This window comes from Acinetobacter sp. NIPH 2699, from assembly GCF_022549355.1.
In the GTDB taxonomy this organism is placed as follows: Bacteria; Pseudomonadota; Gammaproteobacteria; order Pseudomonadales; family Moraxellaceae; genus Acinetobacter.
Map to the genome: position 1 here is coordinate 35762 of NZ_JAKZGL010000003.1, position 16286 is coordinate 52047.

Here is a 16286-nt window from a genome sequence, read left to right on the forward strand (position 1 = left end):
ACCCTCTGATCAAAAAGGATTTTTGCTTACTTTTCATCCCTGAAAAGTAAGGCGAGCCGCAGGCTGATGAATAAATTGGATTAAAACTCGGCAAGACTCCGTTAAGATATTATTCTTGATAACATACGTCGCCTGCACAGCCTCTAAAATTATACAAAATCAAATATTAGTTGTGTAGGCAATGCCTTACTTTTGACTGGGCAAAAGTAACAAAACCCCTTTGTTGAGCTGATGGTACTTCTCTGATACCACAGCTCAACGGGCGGCATCCATGCCGCCTTTGCACGAGCAAATATTTTTGAGAGTTTTGGGAAGTTTTATCAAATTCTTTATTTGATAAAAATCACTTCAAATGTTTATCCAGCAGCTCATACATCGCTTCAAGACCTTGGCGTTCTGCTTCAGCGTTATAGCCTAAGTCAACATTATTGGCTTTCGCACGTTCATCAGCGAGTGGATTACTAAAGCCATGTTTGGCATCTTCAAAGATAATCACCTCATGATCGACTTCAGCATCGTGCATTTCCTGACGGAAGTTAGCTACATCGTCTAAAGTCACCATGCTGTCAAGTTCACCATGTAGCACGAGAATCTCAGCTTTCACTTTGCCTTTCTCGGCAGGCGCTTTAGGGCTTAATACCGCATGGAAGGTTGCAACAGTTTTTACATCTGCCCCCGAACGCGCTAAATCCAGTACTACTTTACCGCCATAACAAAAACCAATGGCTGCCAGTTTCTCCGCATTGACCTCTGGTTGAGCAGCTAACGTCGCTAAACCCGCTTGAGCACGATTCACGATGGTATCGGCATGTTCAAAAGTCTGATTCATCCATTCCGATGCTTGTGGTACAGCAGTGGTGACTTTTTTATCACCATACATATCGATCGCTAAAGCCGCGTAACCATGCTCAGCAAGCTCACGGGCACGTTGCTCTGTATATTCATTACGGCCCCACCATTCAGGTGCAACAATGACACCCGCAATAGGCGTATTAATCTCTGGGGCTGCAAAATAACCAATCAAACGTTGACCATCGGCAGCGGTGTATTCAATTTCACGTGTGGTAATCGGGAAGCTCATTTTACAATCCTAATCTGTATTTTTAGAATGTATCGATTAAAGCATAAAATCGGAAAATTGAAGACCTTGCCAAGGTACAAATTTTGAGGTCTTGGGTCGCTAAGAGGGAAATAATAATGAAGTATAAAAAAAGAAGAATACGGAGATTCTTCTTTTTATTATTCAGTGCTACTCAATATCAATATCTAGACTTTACCTCTAGATAAGAAACCAACGATTGCCAAAATCACAGCAACGACAAGTAAAATAACAGCAAAATCTTTTGATAAGCCAGCAACACCACCAAAACCTAATAAACTGGCAATCAGTGCGATTACGGCAAAAATAATGGCCCAACGGAACATAATGTTTCCTCCTAATTTATCGTTATGTTTCCACTATAGCGTGTGTTTTTTGAGCTAAATGTGGTGTTTCTGTGGTTGAAATGTTGAATAGATTAAGAAATGTTAATCGGATAATCTGTTTGAAAACCAAGTTAGAGATGGATGGATGCTATAATAAAAAGCTCGCTTAAACTGAAATCATCGGTATGTCCATCGAACTCCGTCCAAATTTTTGGAAACAATATGCACTTGATCAGCTAACGCATGCTGAATGGGAGGCATTGTGCGATGGCTGTGGTTTATGTTGTTTGATTAAGCTTGAAGATGAAGAAACGGCTGAGGTCGCTTATACCAAAGTGGCGTGCAAGTTATTGGATTGTAAAACGGCCAGTTGTTCGGACTATGCACAACGTCAACAGCATGTCCCTGATTGTATCCAACTTACACTTGAGCAACTGCAGACGATTACATGGTTGCCACCGAGTTGTGCTTATCGACGTTTAAGTGAGGGGAAAAACCTGCCCTCATGGCACTATCTCAATACGGGTTCACGGCAAAGCGTTATTCAGGCAAAGAAATCGGCAGCAGGGCGATGTATTTCAGAAAATGATGTCGATGAAGAGCAGATCGAAGATTATATTGTCCGTTGGGTGCGTTAACCTGAGTTTAAATCCCACGCTGAAATGATCTCGCATAATAAATACAACACTTTTATCGTAGTTTTCTGCCCCAATCTCCGTACGCTTAGAGAAGATAATAAAGGGGAGACATGGGATGATTAAGCTGTTAGCGACGCCACTCGTATGTGGGAGTTTTTTATTTTTACTCGCCTGTGGTTCAAATAATACCAATTCAAAAACGCCAGAACAAAGCACCGCACAGCAGACCTCAAAAACAGCGATTAAACAAACTTATCGTGTAGAGACGATTGCCCAATTGAACGAACCGTGGGCTATAACAACATTGCCAGATCAACGCTTATTGATTACAGAGCGAAAAGGACAATTAAAAATATTTGATCCTCAAAGCAAACAAAGCGTCAATGTACAAGGTGTGCCCGCGGTGAGTTATGGCGGTCAGGGTGGTTTAGGTGATGTGGTTTTACATCCAAAATTTCAGCAAAATCATTGGATATATTTGAGTTACGCGAGCAAAGGCCAAGGTGGCTACGGTGCTGTGATTTCACGAGCAAAACTAGATTTATCAAATCCAGCACAACCGCAACTTACGGATGTAAAAACCATTTGGCAGCAAGTGCCTAAGGTCTCGGGACAGGGGCATTATGGTCATCGTATGCTGTTTGGTTCTGATGGTAAGTTGTGGGTCAGTTCTGGAGAACGCCAAAAATTTGATCCAGCACAAGACATGAAAAGTAATTTGGGCAAGATTTTACGTCTGAATGAGGATGGTACAGCCGCATCAGATAACCCCTTTAGCCAGCAAGGTGGGGTGACTGCTGAAATATGGTCACTTGGGCATCGTAATCCACTCGGTATTGCACTTGATGCAAAAGAGCAGCTCTGGGTGGTTGAAATGGGGCCTGAAGGTGGCGATGAGCTGAACCTCATTGTCAAAGGCGAAAATTATGGTTATCCCATTGTCTCGAATGGCGATCACTATTCAGGTTTGAAGATTCCAGATCATCACACTCGCCCGGAATTTAAAGCGCCTGAAATGGATTGGACACCTGTGATCTCACCGTCCAGTATGATCATTTATTCAGGTCAACAATTTCCTTTATGGCAGCAAAAAGCTTTAATCGGTGGTTTATCTTCTAAAGCCATTGTGGTGGTGGATTTAAACACTCAGCCTGTACACGAGGTACAACGACTGGATATGAAACAACGGATTCGAGGCTTGCAGCAAGCTAAGGATGGTTCGATTTGGGTGATTGAGGATGGTCCACAAGCCAAATTACTTAAACTCAGTGCCAATTAATTTTTAACTCAAAGTGAAATGATGAATGACTAAGCGAAACAACTTTTCTATGCCTTCGAAAAAACTATGGTTGATAGCAGGACTTTTATCTTGCAATTCGATGCTTTGGGCACAAGAACTGACTGAACAACAGGTCAAGCAAGTGCTTGATCAACAATTTAAACCATTGTTGGAACAGTATAAAATTCCGGGCATGACCGTGGCAGTGACCTTGAATGGCCAACATTATTTCATCAATTATGGTGTTGCTTCAAAGCAAAGTAAGCAAGCTGTCAGCAGCGCGACTTTGTTTGAATTGGGTTCAGTCAGTAAAATCTTTAATGCCACCTTGGCGGGCTATGCACAGGCGCAAGGACAGTTATCTTTCTCTGACCATCCTAGCAAGTATTTACCTGAATTAAAAAATACTGCGGTCAACCGCGCCACCATACTCGACCTTGGTACTTATAGTGCCGGGGGTTTCCCACTCCAGTTCCCTGATTCGGTCGTGCAACAGCAGGATATGCTGAAGTATTACCAAACATGGCAGCCGAAAAGCCAAGTCGGAACCACACGGCAATATTCCAATCCGAGTATTGGTCTGATGGGTTACGTCACCGCTTTGGCGATGAAAAAACCATATGCTGAATTACTTGAGCAAACGCTGTTCCCTCAATTAGGTTTGACACAGAGTTTTATTCAGGTGCCTGAACAGCACATGCCGCAATATGCATGGGGATATAAAGCTGATCAAGCCATGCGTGTTTCTGCGGGCATGTTAGACGCAGAAGCCTACGGTGTGAAAAGTAGCAGTGCTGATATGTTGAAATTCTTGGATGCACAGATCAATGTCCAGCAATTGAAACAACCTATCCGTAAAGCCATTGAAAATACCCACGTGGGTTATTTTAAAGTCGGTGCGATGACTCAGGGCTTAGGTTGGGAACAGTATGCCTATCCTGTGAAATTAGAGGCTTTGTTGGATGGGAATTCCAGCAAAATGGCATTTGAAAGTCATACTGTCACGCCGATCAAACAGCCGAAGCTTGCTTCCCCAGCAACATTCTTTAATAAAACGGGTGCGACCAATGGTTTTGGTGCTTATGCTGCGTTTATACCACAACAAAAGATTGGGATTGTGATGCTCGCCAATACCAATTTTCCGAATGAAGCACGCATTACCGCAAGCTATCGAAGCATCGAACAGCTGATTCAACTGCAACAAGTTCGATAGAATGATCAGCTGATCGCAGATTCAAATTGTAGATTTGAGTCAGACACAATAGACTACGGTAAAACAGCATAAAGCCATTGATAATGTCCGATACGCATATTCCTCTACCTGAACGTTTACGTCCTCGTGATTTGTCCGAAATTATCGGACAAGATCATTTGCTCGGTGAAAATGCACCGTTACGTCAAATGATTGATCAGGGGCATCTACCTTCGATTATCTTCTGGGGACCACCCGGCGTGGGGAAAACCACGATCGCATTATTACTGGCTCAAGCGGTAGATCGTCCTTTTATTAGCCTATCTGCGCTGAATACTGGCGTGAAAGAGTTACGTGAAGTGATTGCTGAAAGTGGTGATCTACTCAACCTGACACCTGTCGTCTTTATTGATGAGATTCATCGTTTCAATAAGTCGCAACAAGATGCCTTACTCAATGCAGTTGAGAAAGGCAAGATCACCTTAATTGGTGCCACCACTGAGAACCCCTCGTTTGAGGTTAACAGTGCGCTACTATCTCGTTGTCAGGTCTATACCCTGAATAGTCTGGACGCGGAGGCGATTCAAACGCTACTGAATAAAGCCATTCAAAGTGATCAATTCTTAAAAGAACGTTTTATTCAAATTGAAGAATATGATGCGCTTATTCAATTTGCTGCGGGTGACGCACGTAAGGCACTGAACCTAATTGATTTAATTGCCAGTACCTTTGAAGCTGATATCGAAAATATCGTCAGCAATGCGATTGTGGTCAAAGTGGCGCAGCAAAATATTGCCCGTTATGACAAATCGGGTGAGCAGCATTACGATGTGGTTTCGGCATTTATTAAATCCATTCGTGGTAGTGATCCAGATGCAACCTTGTACTGGATGGCACGCATGCTCAAAGGTGGAGAAGATCCTGTTTTTATCGCGCGTCGGATGTTAATCGCCGCCTCAGAAGATATTGGCAACTCCAATCCGAATGCGTTATTACTGGCAGGTGAATGCTTTCGCTCAGTACAAGCGGTGGGGATGCCTGAGGCGCGTATTATTCTAGGACAAACTGCGGTTTATTTGGCCACCAGTCCGAAGAGTAATAGCACCTATTTGGCCATTAACCGTGCTTTAGAGCTGGCTGAAAAAACTGCAAATCTACCTGTACCTTTGCATTTACGTAATGCACCAACCAAGTTAATGAAACAACAGGGTTATGGTGTGGACTATCATTATCCACATAATTTTCCAGAACATTTTGTGTTGCAGGAATACTTGCCACCTGAGTTGAAAGGTACAAAACTGTATGAATCAGCGCGGAATAAACGTGAGGTTGAAGCTGAGCGTTTACAACAACGCCGTTGGCAGCAAGAACAACAGCAACAGTAATCCAATAGGCTTGAGCCTAAGCCTATTCTTTTAAATCCTAGAAGCAAAAGTTCACTCTCTCAATGGGTGGGCTTTCAGCTTTGATCTAAAGATTTTACCTGTATACATATGAATTCAAAAAAAGCCACGTTGATTGGATTGGTTGCGATCTTCTTATGGAGCTTGATCGTTGCCTTGATCAAGGATGTCAGTAGTCATTTTGGCGCAGTGGGCGGTGCAGCACTGATCTATACCTTCGCTTCAATCTTTCTATTTTTCTCGGTCGGCTGGAGCAGTCTGAGAAGCTTTCCCAGAACATATTTAATTTGGGGCAGTGCTTTATTTGTGGCCTATGAAATTTGTCTTTCACTTTCGATTGGTTATAGCAACAATAATCGAGAAGCTATCGAAGTTGGAATGGTGAACTATCTATGGCCCACTTTTACCATGGTGGCGGCCATTTTGTTTAACCAGCAAAAAGCCAATTTTCTGATTATTCCTGGCTTTGTCATCTCATTATTGGGAATTTGTTGGGTCTTGGGGGGTGAGCAAGGCTTTGATTTAGCAGGTATGTGGCAGAATATTCAAAATAATCCACTCAGTTATGGGCTGGCATTTATTGGAACATTGCTATGGGCTGCTTACTGTACGCTTACCGCAAAAATTGCCAATGGCAGCAATGGAATAACCTTGTTTTTCATCCTCGTTGCGATTGTGCTTTGGATTAAATATCTTCTCATGGGTGGCGGGGCGTTTCAGTTTGAATGGCAATCTTCGATTACGTTGCTGATTGCAGCCGCAGCTATGGGCTTTGGTTATGCTGCATGGAATATCGGAATCTTGCATGGCAATGTGACATTATTGGCAGGCGCATCTTATTTTATTCCAGTGTTTTCTGCATTTTTTGCCGCGATCTTGTTACATACCCCATTGGGCTTATCTTTTTGGTATGGGGCGTTCATGGTCTGTATCGGGTCAATTCTGTGCTGGATTTCGACAAAAACATCGCATTAGCTTGATGTTCCAGCAGCCATAAAAAAACCAGCCGAAGCTGGTTTTTTGCACTTCAGAGAGGCTTAAAGATCATCTAAGTTAATACCTAAACGCGTCGCTACTTCTTCATATGCTTCAACCACACCACCTAAACCTTGGCGGAAACGGTCTTTATCTAATTTTTTCTTGGTGTCTTTATCCCACAAACGGCAACCATCTGGAGAGAACTCATCGCCAAGTACGATACGGTCGTGGAATACACCAAATTCAAGTTTGAAATCAACCAGAATCATATTGCCCGCATCAAATAATGCTTTTAGGACATCATTGACTTGGTAAGTCAATTCTTTCATTTTTTCAAGTTGATCGGCAGTCGCCCAACCTAATGCAATTGCTTGAGATTCGTTGACCATTGGATCGCCAAGCGCATCATCTTTGAAGAACAATTCAAAGGTCGGTGGTGTCAACACTTTGCCTTCTTCAACGCCTAAACGACGGCACAATGAACCAGCCGCATAGTTACGAATGACACACTCAACTGGGATCATTTCAAGTTTTTTCACCAGTACTTCTGTTGGTGAAAGTAACTTCTCAAAATGTGTTTCGATACCCGCTTCAGCCAATTTTTCCATGATGAAGGCGTTAAAACGGTTGTTGACCTTGCCTTTACGATCTAGTTGCTCGATTTTTTCGCCATTGAATGCAGAAGCATCATCACGAAAGACTAAAATCAGGTGGTCGGCATTGTCTGTTTCATATACAGATTTTGCTTTACCAGTATAGAGCAAGGTTTGTTTTAACATGGGGGAACCTTTTTGAAAAAATATGCCTAATAAACGACTAGGCTGGCCAATTTTGGTAAATCTGGTTTAACACTTCTGTTGCAATGGCTTGTTCTGCAAAGGTTGTGTCAAGTTTGAATAAGGCAACGGTATTGCTTGAGCCAACAGCGGAAAGCTTCAATAAATAGCTTTGATTATCGACTTGAATGGTGGCTTCATAACCATTGTTGGATTGCGAAATCACCTTGTAGTTAAGACTATTCAAGGTTGCAAAGGTATATTGCCATGCTGTTGCCGTTGGGCCTTCCACTTTCAGTAATGGGTTTCTATTTCCATCCATCACTAACTGAGGGCGACCGAGCGCAGTAATGGTATCTTCTACATTACTGGCTTGTGTTTGTATCGCATCTGGGCGAGGAAGCGCGTAACGCTTACCACTTTTGTTTTCAAAAGTAGGCGCATGTTCAATCGCCAATGGATCAACTGTCGGAGCAGGATACAAAGGTGTAAATGGTCTGACCGTTGCGCCCTCAGGGAATTTAAGTGGTTCAAGTGCTTCTGCCTTCTTATAATCCAAAGAATGGTTATTGAGGGCAAAACGGCCACAACCAGCTAAACTTAACGCTGAAATGACTAGGACAACACCAACACGTAATTGCATCATAAATTGCTCGTATTAAATAATTCCCGCAGCTTTTAAATCTGTGCGGAGCGGTTCACGATATTGTTCTGCAAGCGGGGTGAGTGGCAGGCGAATACCTGTACTCATATAGCCCATCTCATGCAATGCCCATTTCACAGGAATTGGGTTTGATTCGCAAAACAAAATATTGTGTAGATTTGCAATTTGTTGATTCAAACTTTGTGCTTTTGCTTTATCTCCAGCCAATGCTGCTTCACAAACCTCGCTCATTTGTTTAGGTGCAACATTTGCAGTGACCGAAATATTGCCTTTCGCACCCAGTAAAATCAGCTCCCAAGCGGTTGCATCATCACCTGAATACACTGCGATTTTACCCTGTAAACCTTCAATCAGGGCTTGTCCACGAGGAAGGTCGCCAGTGGCATCTTTGATACCCACAATATTTTGCACATCTGCCAGACGAATCACGGTCTCATTTTGCAAATCCACCCCAGTACGGCCTGGAACATTGTAGAGAATCTGTGGAATATCAGCAGCTTCAGCAATGGCTTTATAGTGTTGATATAAGCCTTCTTGGGTCGGTTTATTATAATATGGGGTCACCAACAGCGCGGCATCCGCACCGAGTTCTTTAGCGGCTTTAGTCAGTTCAATCGCTTCACGGGTCGAATTCGCACCAGTACCTGCGATAATTGGAATACGTTTATTGGCCACACGAACCACTTCTTTGATGACTTGCGTGTGTTCTTCCATGCTTAATGTAGACGCTTCGCCTGTTGTTCCAACAGCAACAATACTATGTGTGCCTTGTTGGATGTGCCACTCAACAAGCTTCTCAAGACTCTTCCAATCTACACCGCCATGTTCAAGCATTGGGGTAACGATTGCGACAATTGAGCCTTGTATATTCTGTGCTAGCTGAGTCATTTTAAAAAAATATCCTATTTTCCCATCCGAGATTGAAGTAATTAAAAACGAAATATTGGATGGATGCAGTATTTTGATTGGTCGTTCAACAATTAAGCCACGTTGAATGACAATTATGCAAATTATGACTGATCGGAGACATAAGAACAATATGCTTTCGTTAAACTGTAAGAAACTTTAATTCATCTTTCGCTTGAATGCTTTTCATCTTATAAAATAATCACCGCTGTAGTCAGATGCTCAAGGGCAGCGTATGGTACAAAGGGAGGGTTGAGCTGGAATGTTGGGTGATCAAATGCAAAAACAAATGAAAGGTACCGCACTGATCGTGGTGGATGTACAAAATGGATTTACACCTGGTGGCAATCTGGCGGTTGCAGAGGCAGATCAAATTATCCCACTGATTAATCAACTTGCGCCAAGATTTGAACATGTGGTGCTGACCCAAGACTGGCATCCTGAGCAACATATTTCTTTTGCAGAAAATCACCACAATAAAGTGCCATTCGAAACCATTGAGTTGGCTTATGGAACGCAAGTGTTGTGGCCTAAACATTGTGTACAAGGCTCACATGATGCGGCATTCCATCCTGAGCTTGATATTCCAACGGCACAGTTAATTATCCGTAAAGGATGTCATCAGGATATTGATAGTTATTCGGCTTTTATGGAAGCAGATCGCAAGACGCCAACAGGACTGAATGGCTATCTAAAAGAACATCAAATTGACACTGTTTATATTGTCGGCATTGCCACGGATTTTTGTGTGGCGTGGACGGCTTTAGATGCCGTACATTTCGGTTTTAAAACCTATGTGGTTGAAGATGCATGTAAAGCAATAGACTTAAATGGTTCATTGCAACAGGCTTGGCACGAGATGCGAGTGCAAGGCATTCAGCGCATTCAATCTGCCGCAATTTTGTCATGAGCTTGTGAGGCTAGATCTAAAAACGTTAAACTGCACATAACCATGTATTTGCATTGTTTAAATGACTAAGTAAAACGATAACTGAGAGTTTCATGACTGAACAACTTGATGAGTTTGATCAAAAAATTATCCATCATTTACAACTAAATGGCCGTTTAGCCAATCAAGAATTAGCTGAATTGGTGGGACTATCTACTTCTCAATGTTCACGTCGTCGAATTTATCTTGAGCAGAAAAAAATCATCACAGGCTATTATGCTCAGGTTGCCTTGTGTGCTGATCCAACACCGATCGTTGGTATTATTGAAGTGAAGTTGCAAAATTATAATGATGCAACCCATGACCGTTTTGTTGAATTCCTTTTGCATGAATCGGCAGTGAAAGATATTTATAAATTGACAGGGAGTTATGATTTTGCACTCAAGGTTGCGGTTAGAAATTTAGATGAAATGGTGAAGTTGATTGGAATTTTATCATCGAGTGATTTTGGTGTAAGCAACTTAAATACTTCAATTGTTTTAGAAAAACTCAAAGAGAACGGCATTGCAACGAAATAAAAAAGCAGAACAATAATGTCTTTGCATTGAAACAGGGCATAACATGCAAAATCTATGATTCTGAATATAAATTGCATTTATGGTAAAAATATAAGAATAAATTGCGAAAACATAATAAAAATGATCAAATATGCCATGTCTTTCCTTGAAAGATACCTCTCCCTGTGTTGTTCTCCTATTGAGTTATACCGTTATGAATACCGAGCAAAATGTATCTTTGGTAAGTCCAGTCACGCCTGTGATTGAGCAACACTCAAAGATTGAAGATGCATTGGCGATGTTGATTGGAACATTTATCCTGTCTTTTGCCATGGTGTTATTGCAACAAGCAGGGATTATGACGGGTGGAACAGCGGGTTTATCTTTGTTGGTTCATTACATTACCGACATTCAGTTTGGTGTTTTATTCTTTCTGATTAATATTCCATTTTATTATTTTGCGTATAAGAAAATGGGACTTGCCTTGGTGCTCAAGACTTTTATTGCAGTGGCATTATTGGCGGGTTTTACTGAAACCATTCCTCATTTTGTCCAGCTCTCAACCGTGCACCCGATTTATGCAACAGTTTTTGCTAATGTGCTGATGGGGGTGAGTTTTCTGATTTTGTTTCGCCATCGTTCAAGTTTGGGAGGCATTAATCTGTTGGTTCTTTATTTGCAAGAACGTTTTAATATTCCAGCAGGAAAAGTGCAGATGGGGATTGATGTGGCGATCTTGCTGGTGTCATTATTTTTTGTGGATTGGAAATTAATTTTGATTTCAATTTTTGGTGCGGTGATTCTAAATTCGATTATTTTACTGAATCATAAAACCAGTCGCTATGTGGCTTAGTATAAGTTTTTTTGAGGCTTGATAATGATAGAAGGAGGTTTGAAACCTCCTTCTACCTATTTGATTATTCTACAGTTACACTCTTGGCGAGATTGCGTGGTTGATCGACATCGGTACCACGTAATACTGCAACATGGTAAGACAGTAATTGCACAGGAATACTGTAAACAATTGGCGCTAACCATTCATTGATCGTGGGAATATGCACGACATGTTGACGCTCTTTGCCTTTAATGCCGCTATTTTCATCTGCAAACACGAACAACTCACCGCCACGCGCTTGAACTTCTTCCATGTTCGATTTTAATTTATCGAGCATTTCATCCTTTGGTGCCAAAATCACGATCGGCATTTCATTGTCCACTAACGCAAGAGGACCATGTTTCAGTTCACCAGCAGCATAACCTTCAGCATGAATATATGAAATTTCTTTCAGCTTCAACGCACCTTCAAGCGCGATTGGGAAATTCGTGCCACGGCCTAAGAATAAGCAGTGGTTTTTCTCAACAAATAGTGTCGATAAACGTAGAATTTCGGTATCACATTGCAAGGTATCTAAAATGACTTTAGGACAGTGCCACAATGCTTCTATGATTTCTGTGCGTTGCGTAGCAGAAAGCTGTTGCTTGACGTCGCCAACTTTGAGAATCAATAACATCAAGGCAGCCAACTGTGTGGTGAAGGCTTTGGTTGATGCAACCCCGATTTCAGGACCTGCGAGTGTCAACAAATGGTGATCAGTCTCTCGAACCATTGATGAGGTCGCAACGTTACAAATCGTCATGGTGCTAATATCAATATTTTGCGCCTTGGCACGCTTTTGAGTTTCACGTAATGCCGCTAAGGTATCCGCAGTTTCACCTGATTGAGAAATGCAGACATACAGGGTATTTGCAACAATCACAGGGGTGCGATAGCGGAACTCGCTGGCAATCTCAATTTGGCAAGATACCCCAATCAACTGCTCAAACCAGTATTTCGCAATCATACCTGCATGATAACTGGTCCCACAGGCAATGATTTGCACTTGTTGAATTTTACTAAAATCAGCATTGGCGTGGCTGAGGAAGTCGTCACGTAAGCTATTGCCATTCAGCGCTTGAGAAATGGTTTGTTGAATCGCTTCAGGCTGTTCATAAATCTCTTTCAGCATGAAGTGCTTATATGCGCCTTTGGATACATTGCTTACCGTTGCATCCAATTCTTTTACAGGGCGTTCAACTGCTTCACCATTAACAAAAACTTCAATACTGCTGCGTGTTAAACGGGCAATATCACCTTCTTCTAAATAAACGAAGCGATTGGTGACAGGGAGTAATGCCAGTTGGTCTGAACTGATAAAATTCTCACCAATTCCCACACCAATGACGAGGGGTGAACCTTCACGTACGGTAATGAGTTCATCAGGATGTTCAGTGTGGATAATACCTAAAGCATAAGCGCCTTTAAGCTGAGGCGTCACCTTTTGTACTGCTTCTAATAAGCTATCGGTTTGCTTCAGTGCATCATTCACAAGGTGCGCAACCACTTCGGTATCGGTCTGAGAGCTAAACACATAGCCTTGTGCTTGTAATGTATCTTTGAGTTCTTGGTAGTTTTCAATAATCCCGTTGTGAACCACCGCAACATTACCTGAAATGTGAGGGTGGGCATTATTTTCAGTCGGTTTACCATGTGTAGCCCAACGTGTGTGGGCAATCCCGATATTACCTGTTAATTTTTGTTCTGATACCGCCTCATCTAAATTGGCGACTTTACCGACACGACGTTCGCGTAAGATTTTTTGATTGTTCAATAATGCTAAACCTGCCGAATCGTAACCACGATATTCGAGACGTTTAAGACCTTCGATAAGAATATCGGTTACACAACGTTCAGCAACGCCACCAACAATACCACACATAATTTTATCCTCTTATTTTTTCAATTTCTGGGGACGTTGATAATTCGCTTTTTCAAACTGTTTAGATCGTTCGACCGCTAAACTATGCCCAGTCACATTTCGGGTTAGGGTTGAACCAGCGCCAGTGGTGGCACCTTGACCAATTTTAATCGGTGCAACCAACGAGTTATTGGTGCCAATAAAAACCTGATCTTCAATAATGGTTCTGTGCTTATTTGCACCATCATAATTACAGGTAATCGTACCTGCCCCAATATTACAGTCTGCGCCGATATCGGCATCACCTAAATAGGTAAAGTGGTTGGCTTTAGAGCCCTGACCAATATTCGAGTTTTTAACCTCAACGAAGTTGCCAATATGTACATCATTGGCTAATTTTGCACCTGGACGTAGTCGAGCAAAAGGCCCGATTTGCACATTTTCACCGACAACTGCATTTTCAAACACACTATAGGCTTGAACCTGAGTGCCAGCAGCAATACGTGTATTCTTTAAAATACATCCTGCGCCGAGCTGTACGTTATCGCCAAGCTCACAGTCACCTTCAATGATGACATTGACATCAATCAGCACATCTTGACCGCATATTAAGCGACCACGAAGATCAAAACGACTTGGATCAATTAAATGCACGCCTTGCTGCATCAACTCTTTGGCTTGTTGCTGTTGGAATTGGCGTTCAAGCGTTGCAAGTTGTAAACGATCATTCACGCCTTCAACTTCAAAGACCAGTTCAGGTTGAATCGAGGCAATTTCTAAACCATCCGCAACAGCCATGGCCACGATATCGGTCAGATAATATTCACCTTGAGAATTATTGTTGGATAATTCAGGTAACCATTGATGCAGTTTGGCATTACTGACACAGTAAATGCCCGTATTGATTTCCTGAATTTGACGCTGTTCTTCATTCGCGTCTTTATGTTCAACAATCGCTTGAATTTTTCCAGCTTGACGAACGATACGCCCATAGCCCGTTGGATTTTCAACATTTAGCGTGATCATGCCAATACCAGACTGGCTAGAGGCATCAAGTAGTTGTTCAAGGGTGCTTTGACGAACCAAAGGTACATCACCGTAGAGAATCAATGAAACGCCATCTTGAGGTAAAACGGGCAAGGTCACTTGAACCGCATGACCTGTTCCAAGCTGTTCCGCTTGTTCAACCCATTCAATTTGTTCTTCAGCAAAGCTTTGTTTAACCAGTTCTCCACCATGCCCATAAATGGTAATAATATTTTCAGCCTGTAGCTTTTTAGCTGTTTGAATCACATGACCGAGCAGTGGACGACCCGCGAGTGGTTGTAATACTTTTGGTCGTTGTGAACGCATTCGCGTCCCTTTCCCTGCTGCAAGAATAATAACTGTTGTTGACATGTTTAACTCTAATATCAATAGCTTAAGTTAGAAAATAAAAGTGAATAATAAAGATACAAAGTGCCGCCCAAACGCCTGCAATGATGTCATCCAACATAATGCCTAGGCCACCAGACACTTTTTGGTCCGCCCAATTGATTGGGAAGGGTTTCCAAATATCGAATATGCGGAATAAGATGAATCCGATGAGGACCCATAGCGCATTGAGTTGTTGTAAATACAGTAAAGGAAGCAAGGTGATGGATTGTCCAGCAAACTCATCCCAAACAATACGACCATCATCATGGACATTGAGTACTTTGGCGGTATGTCCACAGATATAAATGCCAACCAGCGACATCAGTAGAACAACCACAATACTGGCAGATAATCCGAGATATAACCAAAGTGGGACGAAGAGCAAGGCGAAGGCTGAGCCAAAAGTACCTGGTGCTTTAGGACTGAGACCTGAACCAAAACCAACACCACAGAACACGATGAAACGGTTATACCAAGTCATTTGATTGAAGCGAATCGGTGGTTTATGCAAAGTGTTGGTATCCATGAACATCCAATGGGCAAATCTCGCCCTTATACTCAAATAACAATCCAGTGTGTTGGGTAATTTCGCCGATTATTGTAAGCGCAACATCTAAGGGTTGTCGCAACAGTTTCTCATAGTTTTGCGGTGATATTGTAAAGCATAATTCGTAATCATCACCCCCTGCCAGTGCATAATGCCAAGCTTGCCGCAAATTTATGTTTTTTAGTGATTTATCTATCGGTAGCTGATCGAGCAATATTTTTGCACCGATATTCGATGCTTTCAGAATATGACCGAGGTCTTGTGCAAGTCCGTCTGAAATATCAATCATACTGGATGCCAAGCCTTTGAGCTGTTGTCCTAAATGACAACGCGGTGTTGGATAGTCTAGGCGTTGTTGTAAAGGATGGCTTAAATGCTGTAATCCATAGGCAGCATCACCGATTTGCCCACTGACACAAATATAATTGCCCACTTGTGCGCCAGATCGAGTAATGGCTTGGCCATGTTCAATCCAGCCGAGCGCAGTCACACTGATGGTGAGTTGTGTACTTTGAGTGGTGTCACCGCCAATCAAGGCAACCTCAAATTGGTCGCAGCAGTCGAATAGCCCACGACTAAATTCGGCTAACCAATCGTGGTCGACCGTCGGGAGGCTTAAAGCAAGTAAAATGCTATGTGGTTTTGCACCCATTGCGGCCAAGTCAGATAAGTTGACTGCCACACTTTTCCAGCCAATGGCATGGGCTGAGGTGTCTAAAGGGAAGTGACGACCCGCAACAAGAGTGTCTGCACAGATCACCAATTGTTGTGACGGTGGTGGAGTCACAATGGCTGAGTCATCACCAATACCTAAACTGACATCAGTTTTTGATGGGCGTTTAAAGTATTGATCAATGATAGAAAACTCAGCCATAGAGCAT

The 16286-nt window shown here is 42.4% G+C and carries 17 protein-coding genes; 8 read left to right on the forward strand and 9 right to left on the reverse strand.

The genetic code is table 11. The features are described 5' to 3' along the window. Positions 1–343: 343 nt before the first annotated feature. Positions 344–1081 carry a dienelactone hydrolase family protein gene (locus MMP72_RS03695; RefSeq protein WP_241314658.1) on the reverse strand — a complete coding sequence of 246 codons (738 nt, stop codon included), beginning with the start codon at positions 1079–1081 and terminating at the stop codon, positions 344–346. A 185-nt stretch (positions 1082–1266) separates the two neighbouring features. Continuing rightward, positions 1267–1425 carry a DUF1328 domain-containing protein gene (locus MMP72_RS03700; protein ID WP_004656956.1) on the reverse strand — a complete coding sequence of 53 codons (159 nt, stop codon included), beginning with the start codon at positions 1423–1425 and terminating at the stop codon, positions 1267–1269. Positions 1426–1610: 185 nt separating this feature from the next. Between MMP72_RS03700 and MMP72_RS03705 the strand changes: the two genes are divergently transcribed. The 5 genes from MMP72_RS03705 (at position 1611) to yddG (ending at position 6912) form a co-directional block, all read left to right on the forward strand. Further along, positions 1611–2063: a YcgN family cysteine cluster protein gene (locus tag MMP72_RS03705; RefSeq protein WP_241314660.1), complete on the forward strand. Its 453-nt coding sequence runs from the start codon at positions 1611–1613 to the stop codon at positions 2061–2063. 115 nt (positions 2064–2178) lie between these two features. Further along, positions 2179–3342 (forward strand): PQQ-dependent sugar dehydrogenase, encoded by a 1164-nt coding sequence (locus MMP72_RS03710; RefSeq protein ID WP_241314662.1) that lies wholly within the window; start codon positions 2179–2181, stop codon positions 3340–3342. 25 nt (positions 3343–3367) lie between these two features. Beyond that, positions 3368–4555 carry a class C beta-lactamase gene (ampC, locus tag MMP72_RS03715; protein WP_241314664.1) on the forward strand — a complete coding sequence of 396 codons (1188 nt, stop codon included), beginning with the start codon at positions 3368–3370 and terminating at the stop codon, positions 4553–4555. An 83-nt stretch (positions 4556–4638) separates the two neighbouring features. Further along, positions 4639–5919, forward strand: coding sequence for a replication-associated recombination protein A (locus MMP72_RS03720; RefSeq protein WP_241314666.1), 1281 nt, complete (start codon positions 4639–4641; stop codon positions 5917–5919). Between the two features lie 108 nt (positions 5920–6027). After that, complete coding sequence (yddG, locus tag MMP72_RS03725) at positions 6028–6912, forward strand: aromatic amino acid DMT transporter YddG (protein WP_241314668.1); 885 nt, start codon at positions 6028–6030, stop codon at positions 6910–6912. 62 nt (positions 6913–6974) lie between these two features. Here the strand turns inward: yddG and purC are convergent, their stop codons facing one another. Genes purC through dapA form a run of 3 tightly spaced genes read right to left on the reverse strand, consistent with a single transcriptional unit; the run spans position 6975 to position 9243 of the window. Then, on the reverse strand, positions 6975–7694 hold the full coding sequence (gene purC, locus MMP72_RS03730) for a phosphoribosylaminoimidazolesuccinocarboxamide synthase (RefSeq protein WP_005194140.1): 720 nt from the start codon (positions 7692–7694) through the stop codon (positions 6975–6977). 37 nt (positions 7695–7731) lie between these two features. After that, positions 7732–8334 carry a lipoprotein-34 precursor (NlpB) gene (locus MMP72_RS03735; RefSeq protein WP_241315143.1) on the reverse strand — a complete coding sequence of 201 codons (603 nt, stop codon included), beginning with the start codon at positions 8332–8334 and terminating at the stop codon, positions 7732–7734. Between the two features lie 15 nt (positions 8335–8349). After that, the gene (gene dapA / locus MMP72_RS03740) at positions 8350–9243 is read right to left on the reverse strand and encodes a 4-hydroxy-tetrahydrodipicolinate synthase (protein ID WP_241314670.1); all 894 of its coding nucleotides are present in this window, start codon (positions 9241–9243) and stop codon (positions 8350–8352) included. Between the two features lie 295 nt (positions 9244–9538). On the opposite strand from dapA, the gene pncA reads away from it, so the two are divergent. The 3 genes from pncA to MMP72_RS03755 all read left to right on the forward strand — a co-directional run bounded on the left by pncA (position 9539) and on the right by MMP72_RS03755 (position 11560). After that, positions 9539–10171 carry a bifunctional nicotinamidase/pyrazinamidase gene (pncA, locus tag MMP72_RS03745; RefSeq protein ID WP_241314672.1) on the forward strand — a complete coding sequence of 211 codons (633 nt, stop codon included), beginning with the start codon at positions 9539–9541 and terminating at the stop codon, positions 10169–10171. A 92-nt stretch (positions 10172–10263) separates the two neighbouring features. Then, the gene (locus MMP72_RS03750) at positions 10264–10728 is read left to right on the forward strand and encodes an Lrp/AsnC family transcriptional regulator (protein WP_241314674.1); all 465 of its coding nucleotides are present in this window, start codon (positions 10264–10266) and stop codon (positions 10726–10728) included. A 193-nt stretch (positions 10729–10921) separates the two neighbouring features. Continuing rightward, a complete protein-coding gene (locus tag MMP72_RS03755) occupies positions 10922–11560 on the forward strand; it encodes a YitT family protein (protein WP_241314676.1) in 639 nt (212 codons plus the stop codon). 64 nt (positions 11561–11624) lie between these two features. On the opposite strand, the gene glmS is transcribed toward MMP72_RS03755, so the two are convergent. The 4 genes from glmS to thiL are packed head-to-tail and all read right to left on the reverse strand — an operon-like array spanning position 11625 to position 16279. Beyond that, positions 11625–13463, reverse strand: a complete 1839-nt coding sequence (glmS, locus tag MMP72_RS03760; protein ID WP_241314678.1) for a glutamine--fructose-6-phosphate transaminase (isomerizing) — start codon at positions 13461–13463, stop codon at positions 11625–11627. A gap of 12 nt (positions 13464–13475) precedes the next feature. Then, positions 13476–14840, reverse strand: a complete 1365-nt coding sequence (glmU, locus tag MMP72_RS03765) for a bifunctional UDP-N-acetylglucosamine diphosphorylase/glucosamine-1-phosphate N-acetyltransferase GlmU (protein WP_241314680.1) — start codon at positions 14838–14840, stop codon at positions 13476–13478. A 22-nt stretch (positions 14841–14862) separates the two neighbouring features. After that, complete coding sequence (locus MMP72_RS03770) at positions 14863–15384, reverse strand: phosphatidylglycerophosphatase A (protein ID WP_241314682.1); 522 nt, start codon at positions 15382–15384, stop codon at positions 14863–14865. Further along, complete coding sequence (gene thiL, locus MMP72_RS03775) at positions 15362–16279, reverse strand: thiamine-phosphate kinase (protein WP_241314684.1); 918 nt, start codon at positions 16277–16279, stop codon at positions 15362–15364. The genes MMP72_RS03770 and thiL overlap by 23 nt, the downstream gene beginning before the upstream one ends. Between the last annotated feature and the right edge of the window lie 7 nt (positions 16280–16286).

Bases quoted from the DNA above. Each gene is read 5' to 3' on its own strand.
- MMP72_RS03695 (WP_241314658.1), bottom strand. From the start codon at position 1,081: ATGAGCTTCCCGATTACCACACGTGAAATTGAATACACCGCTGCCGAT.
- MMP72_RS03700 (WP_004656956.1), bottom strand. From the start codon at position 1,425: ATGTTCCGTTGGGCCATTATTTTTGCCGTAATCGCACTGATTGCCAGT.
- MMP72_RS03705 (WP_241314660.1), top strand. From the start codon at position 1,611: ATGTCCATCGAACTCCGTCCAAATTTTTGGAAACAATATGCACTTGAT.
- MMP72_RS03710 (WP_241314662.1), top strand. From the start codon at position 2,179: ATGATTAAGCTGTTAGCGACGCCACTCGTATGTGGGAGTTTTTTATTT.
- ampC (WP_241314664.1), top strand. From the start codon at position 3,368: ATGACTAAGCGAAACAACTTTTCTATGCCTTCGAAAAAACTATGGTTG.
- MMP72_RS03720 (WP_241314666.1), top strand. From the start codon at position 4,639: ATGTCCGATACGCATATTCCTCTACCTGAACGTTTACGTCCTCGTGAT.
- yddG (WP_241314668.1), top strand. From the start codon at position 6,028: ATGAATTCAAAAAAAGCCACGTTGATTGGATTGGTTGCGATCTTCTTA.
- purC (WP_005194140.1), bottom strand. From the start codon at position 7,694: ATGTTAAAACAAACCTTGCTCTATACTGGTAAAGCAAAATCTGTATAT.
- MMP72_RS03735 (WP_241315143.1), bottom strand. From the start codon at position 8,334: ATGCAATTACGTGTTGGTGTTGTCCTAGTCATTTCAGCGTTAAGTTTA.
- dapA (WP_241314670.1), bottom strand. From the start codon at position 9,243: ATGACTCAGCTAGCACAGAATATACAAGGCTCAATTGTCGCAATCGTT.
- pncA (WP_241314672.1), top strand. From the start codon at position 9,539: ATGCAAAAACAAATGAAAGGTACCGCACTGATCGTGGTGGATGTACAA.
- MMP72_RS03750 (WP_241314674.1), top strand. From the start codon at position 10,264: ATGACTGAACAACTTGATGAGTTTGATCAAAAAATTATCCATCATTTA.
- MMP72_RS03755 (WP_241314676.1), top strand. From the start codon at position 10,922: ATGAATACCGAGCAAAATGTATCTTTGGTAAGTCCAGTCACGCCTGTG.
- glmS (WP_241314678.1), bottom strand. From the start codon at position 13,463: ATGTGTGGTATTGTTGGTGGCGTTGCTGAACGTTGTGTAACCGATATT.
- glmU (WP_241314680.1), bottom strand. From the start codon at position 14,840: ATGTCAACAACAGTTATTATTCTTGCAGCAGGGAAAGGGACGCGAATG.
- MMP72_RS03770 (WP_241314682.1), bottom strand. From the start codon at position 15,384: ATGGATACCAACACTTTGCATAAACCACCGATTCGCTTCAATCAAATG.
- thiL (WP_241314684.1), bottom strand. From the start codon at position 16,279: ATGGCTGAGTTTTCTATCATTGATCAATACTTTAAACGCCCATCAAAA.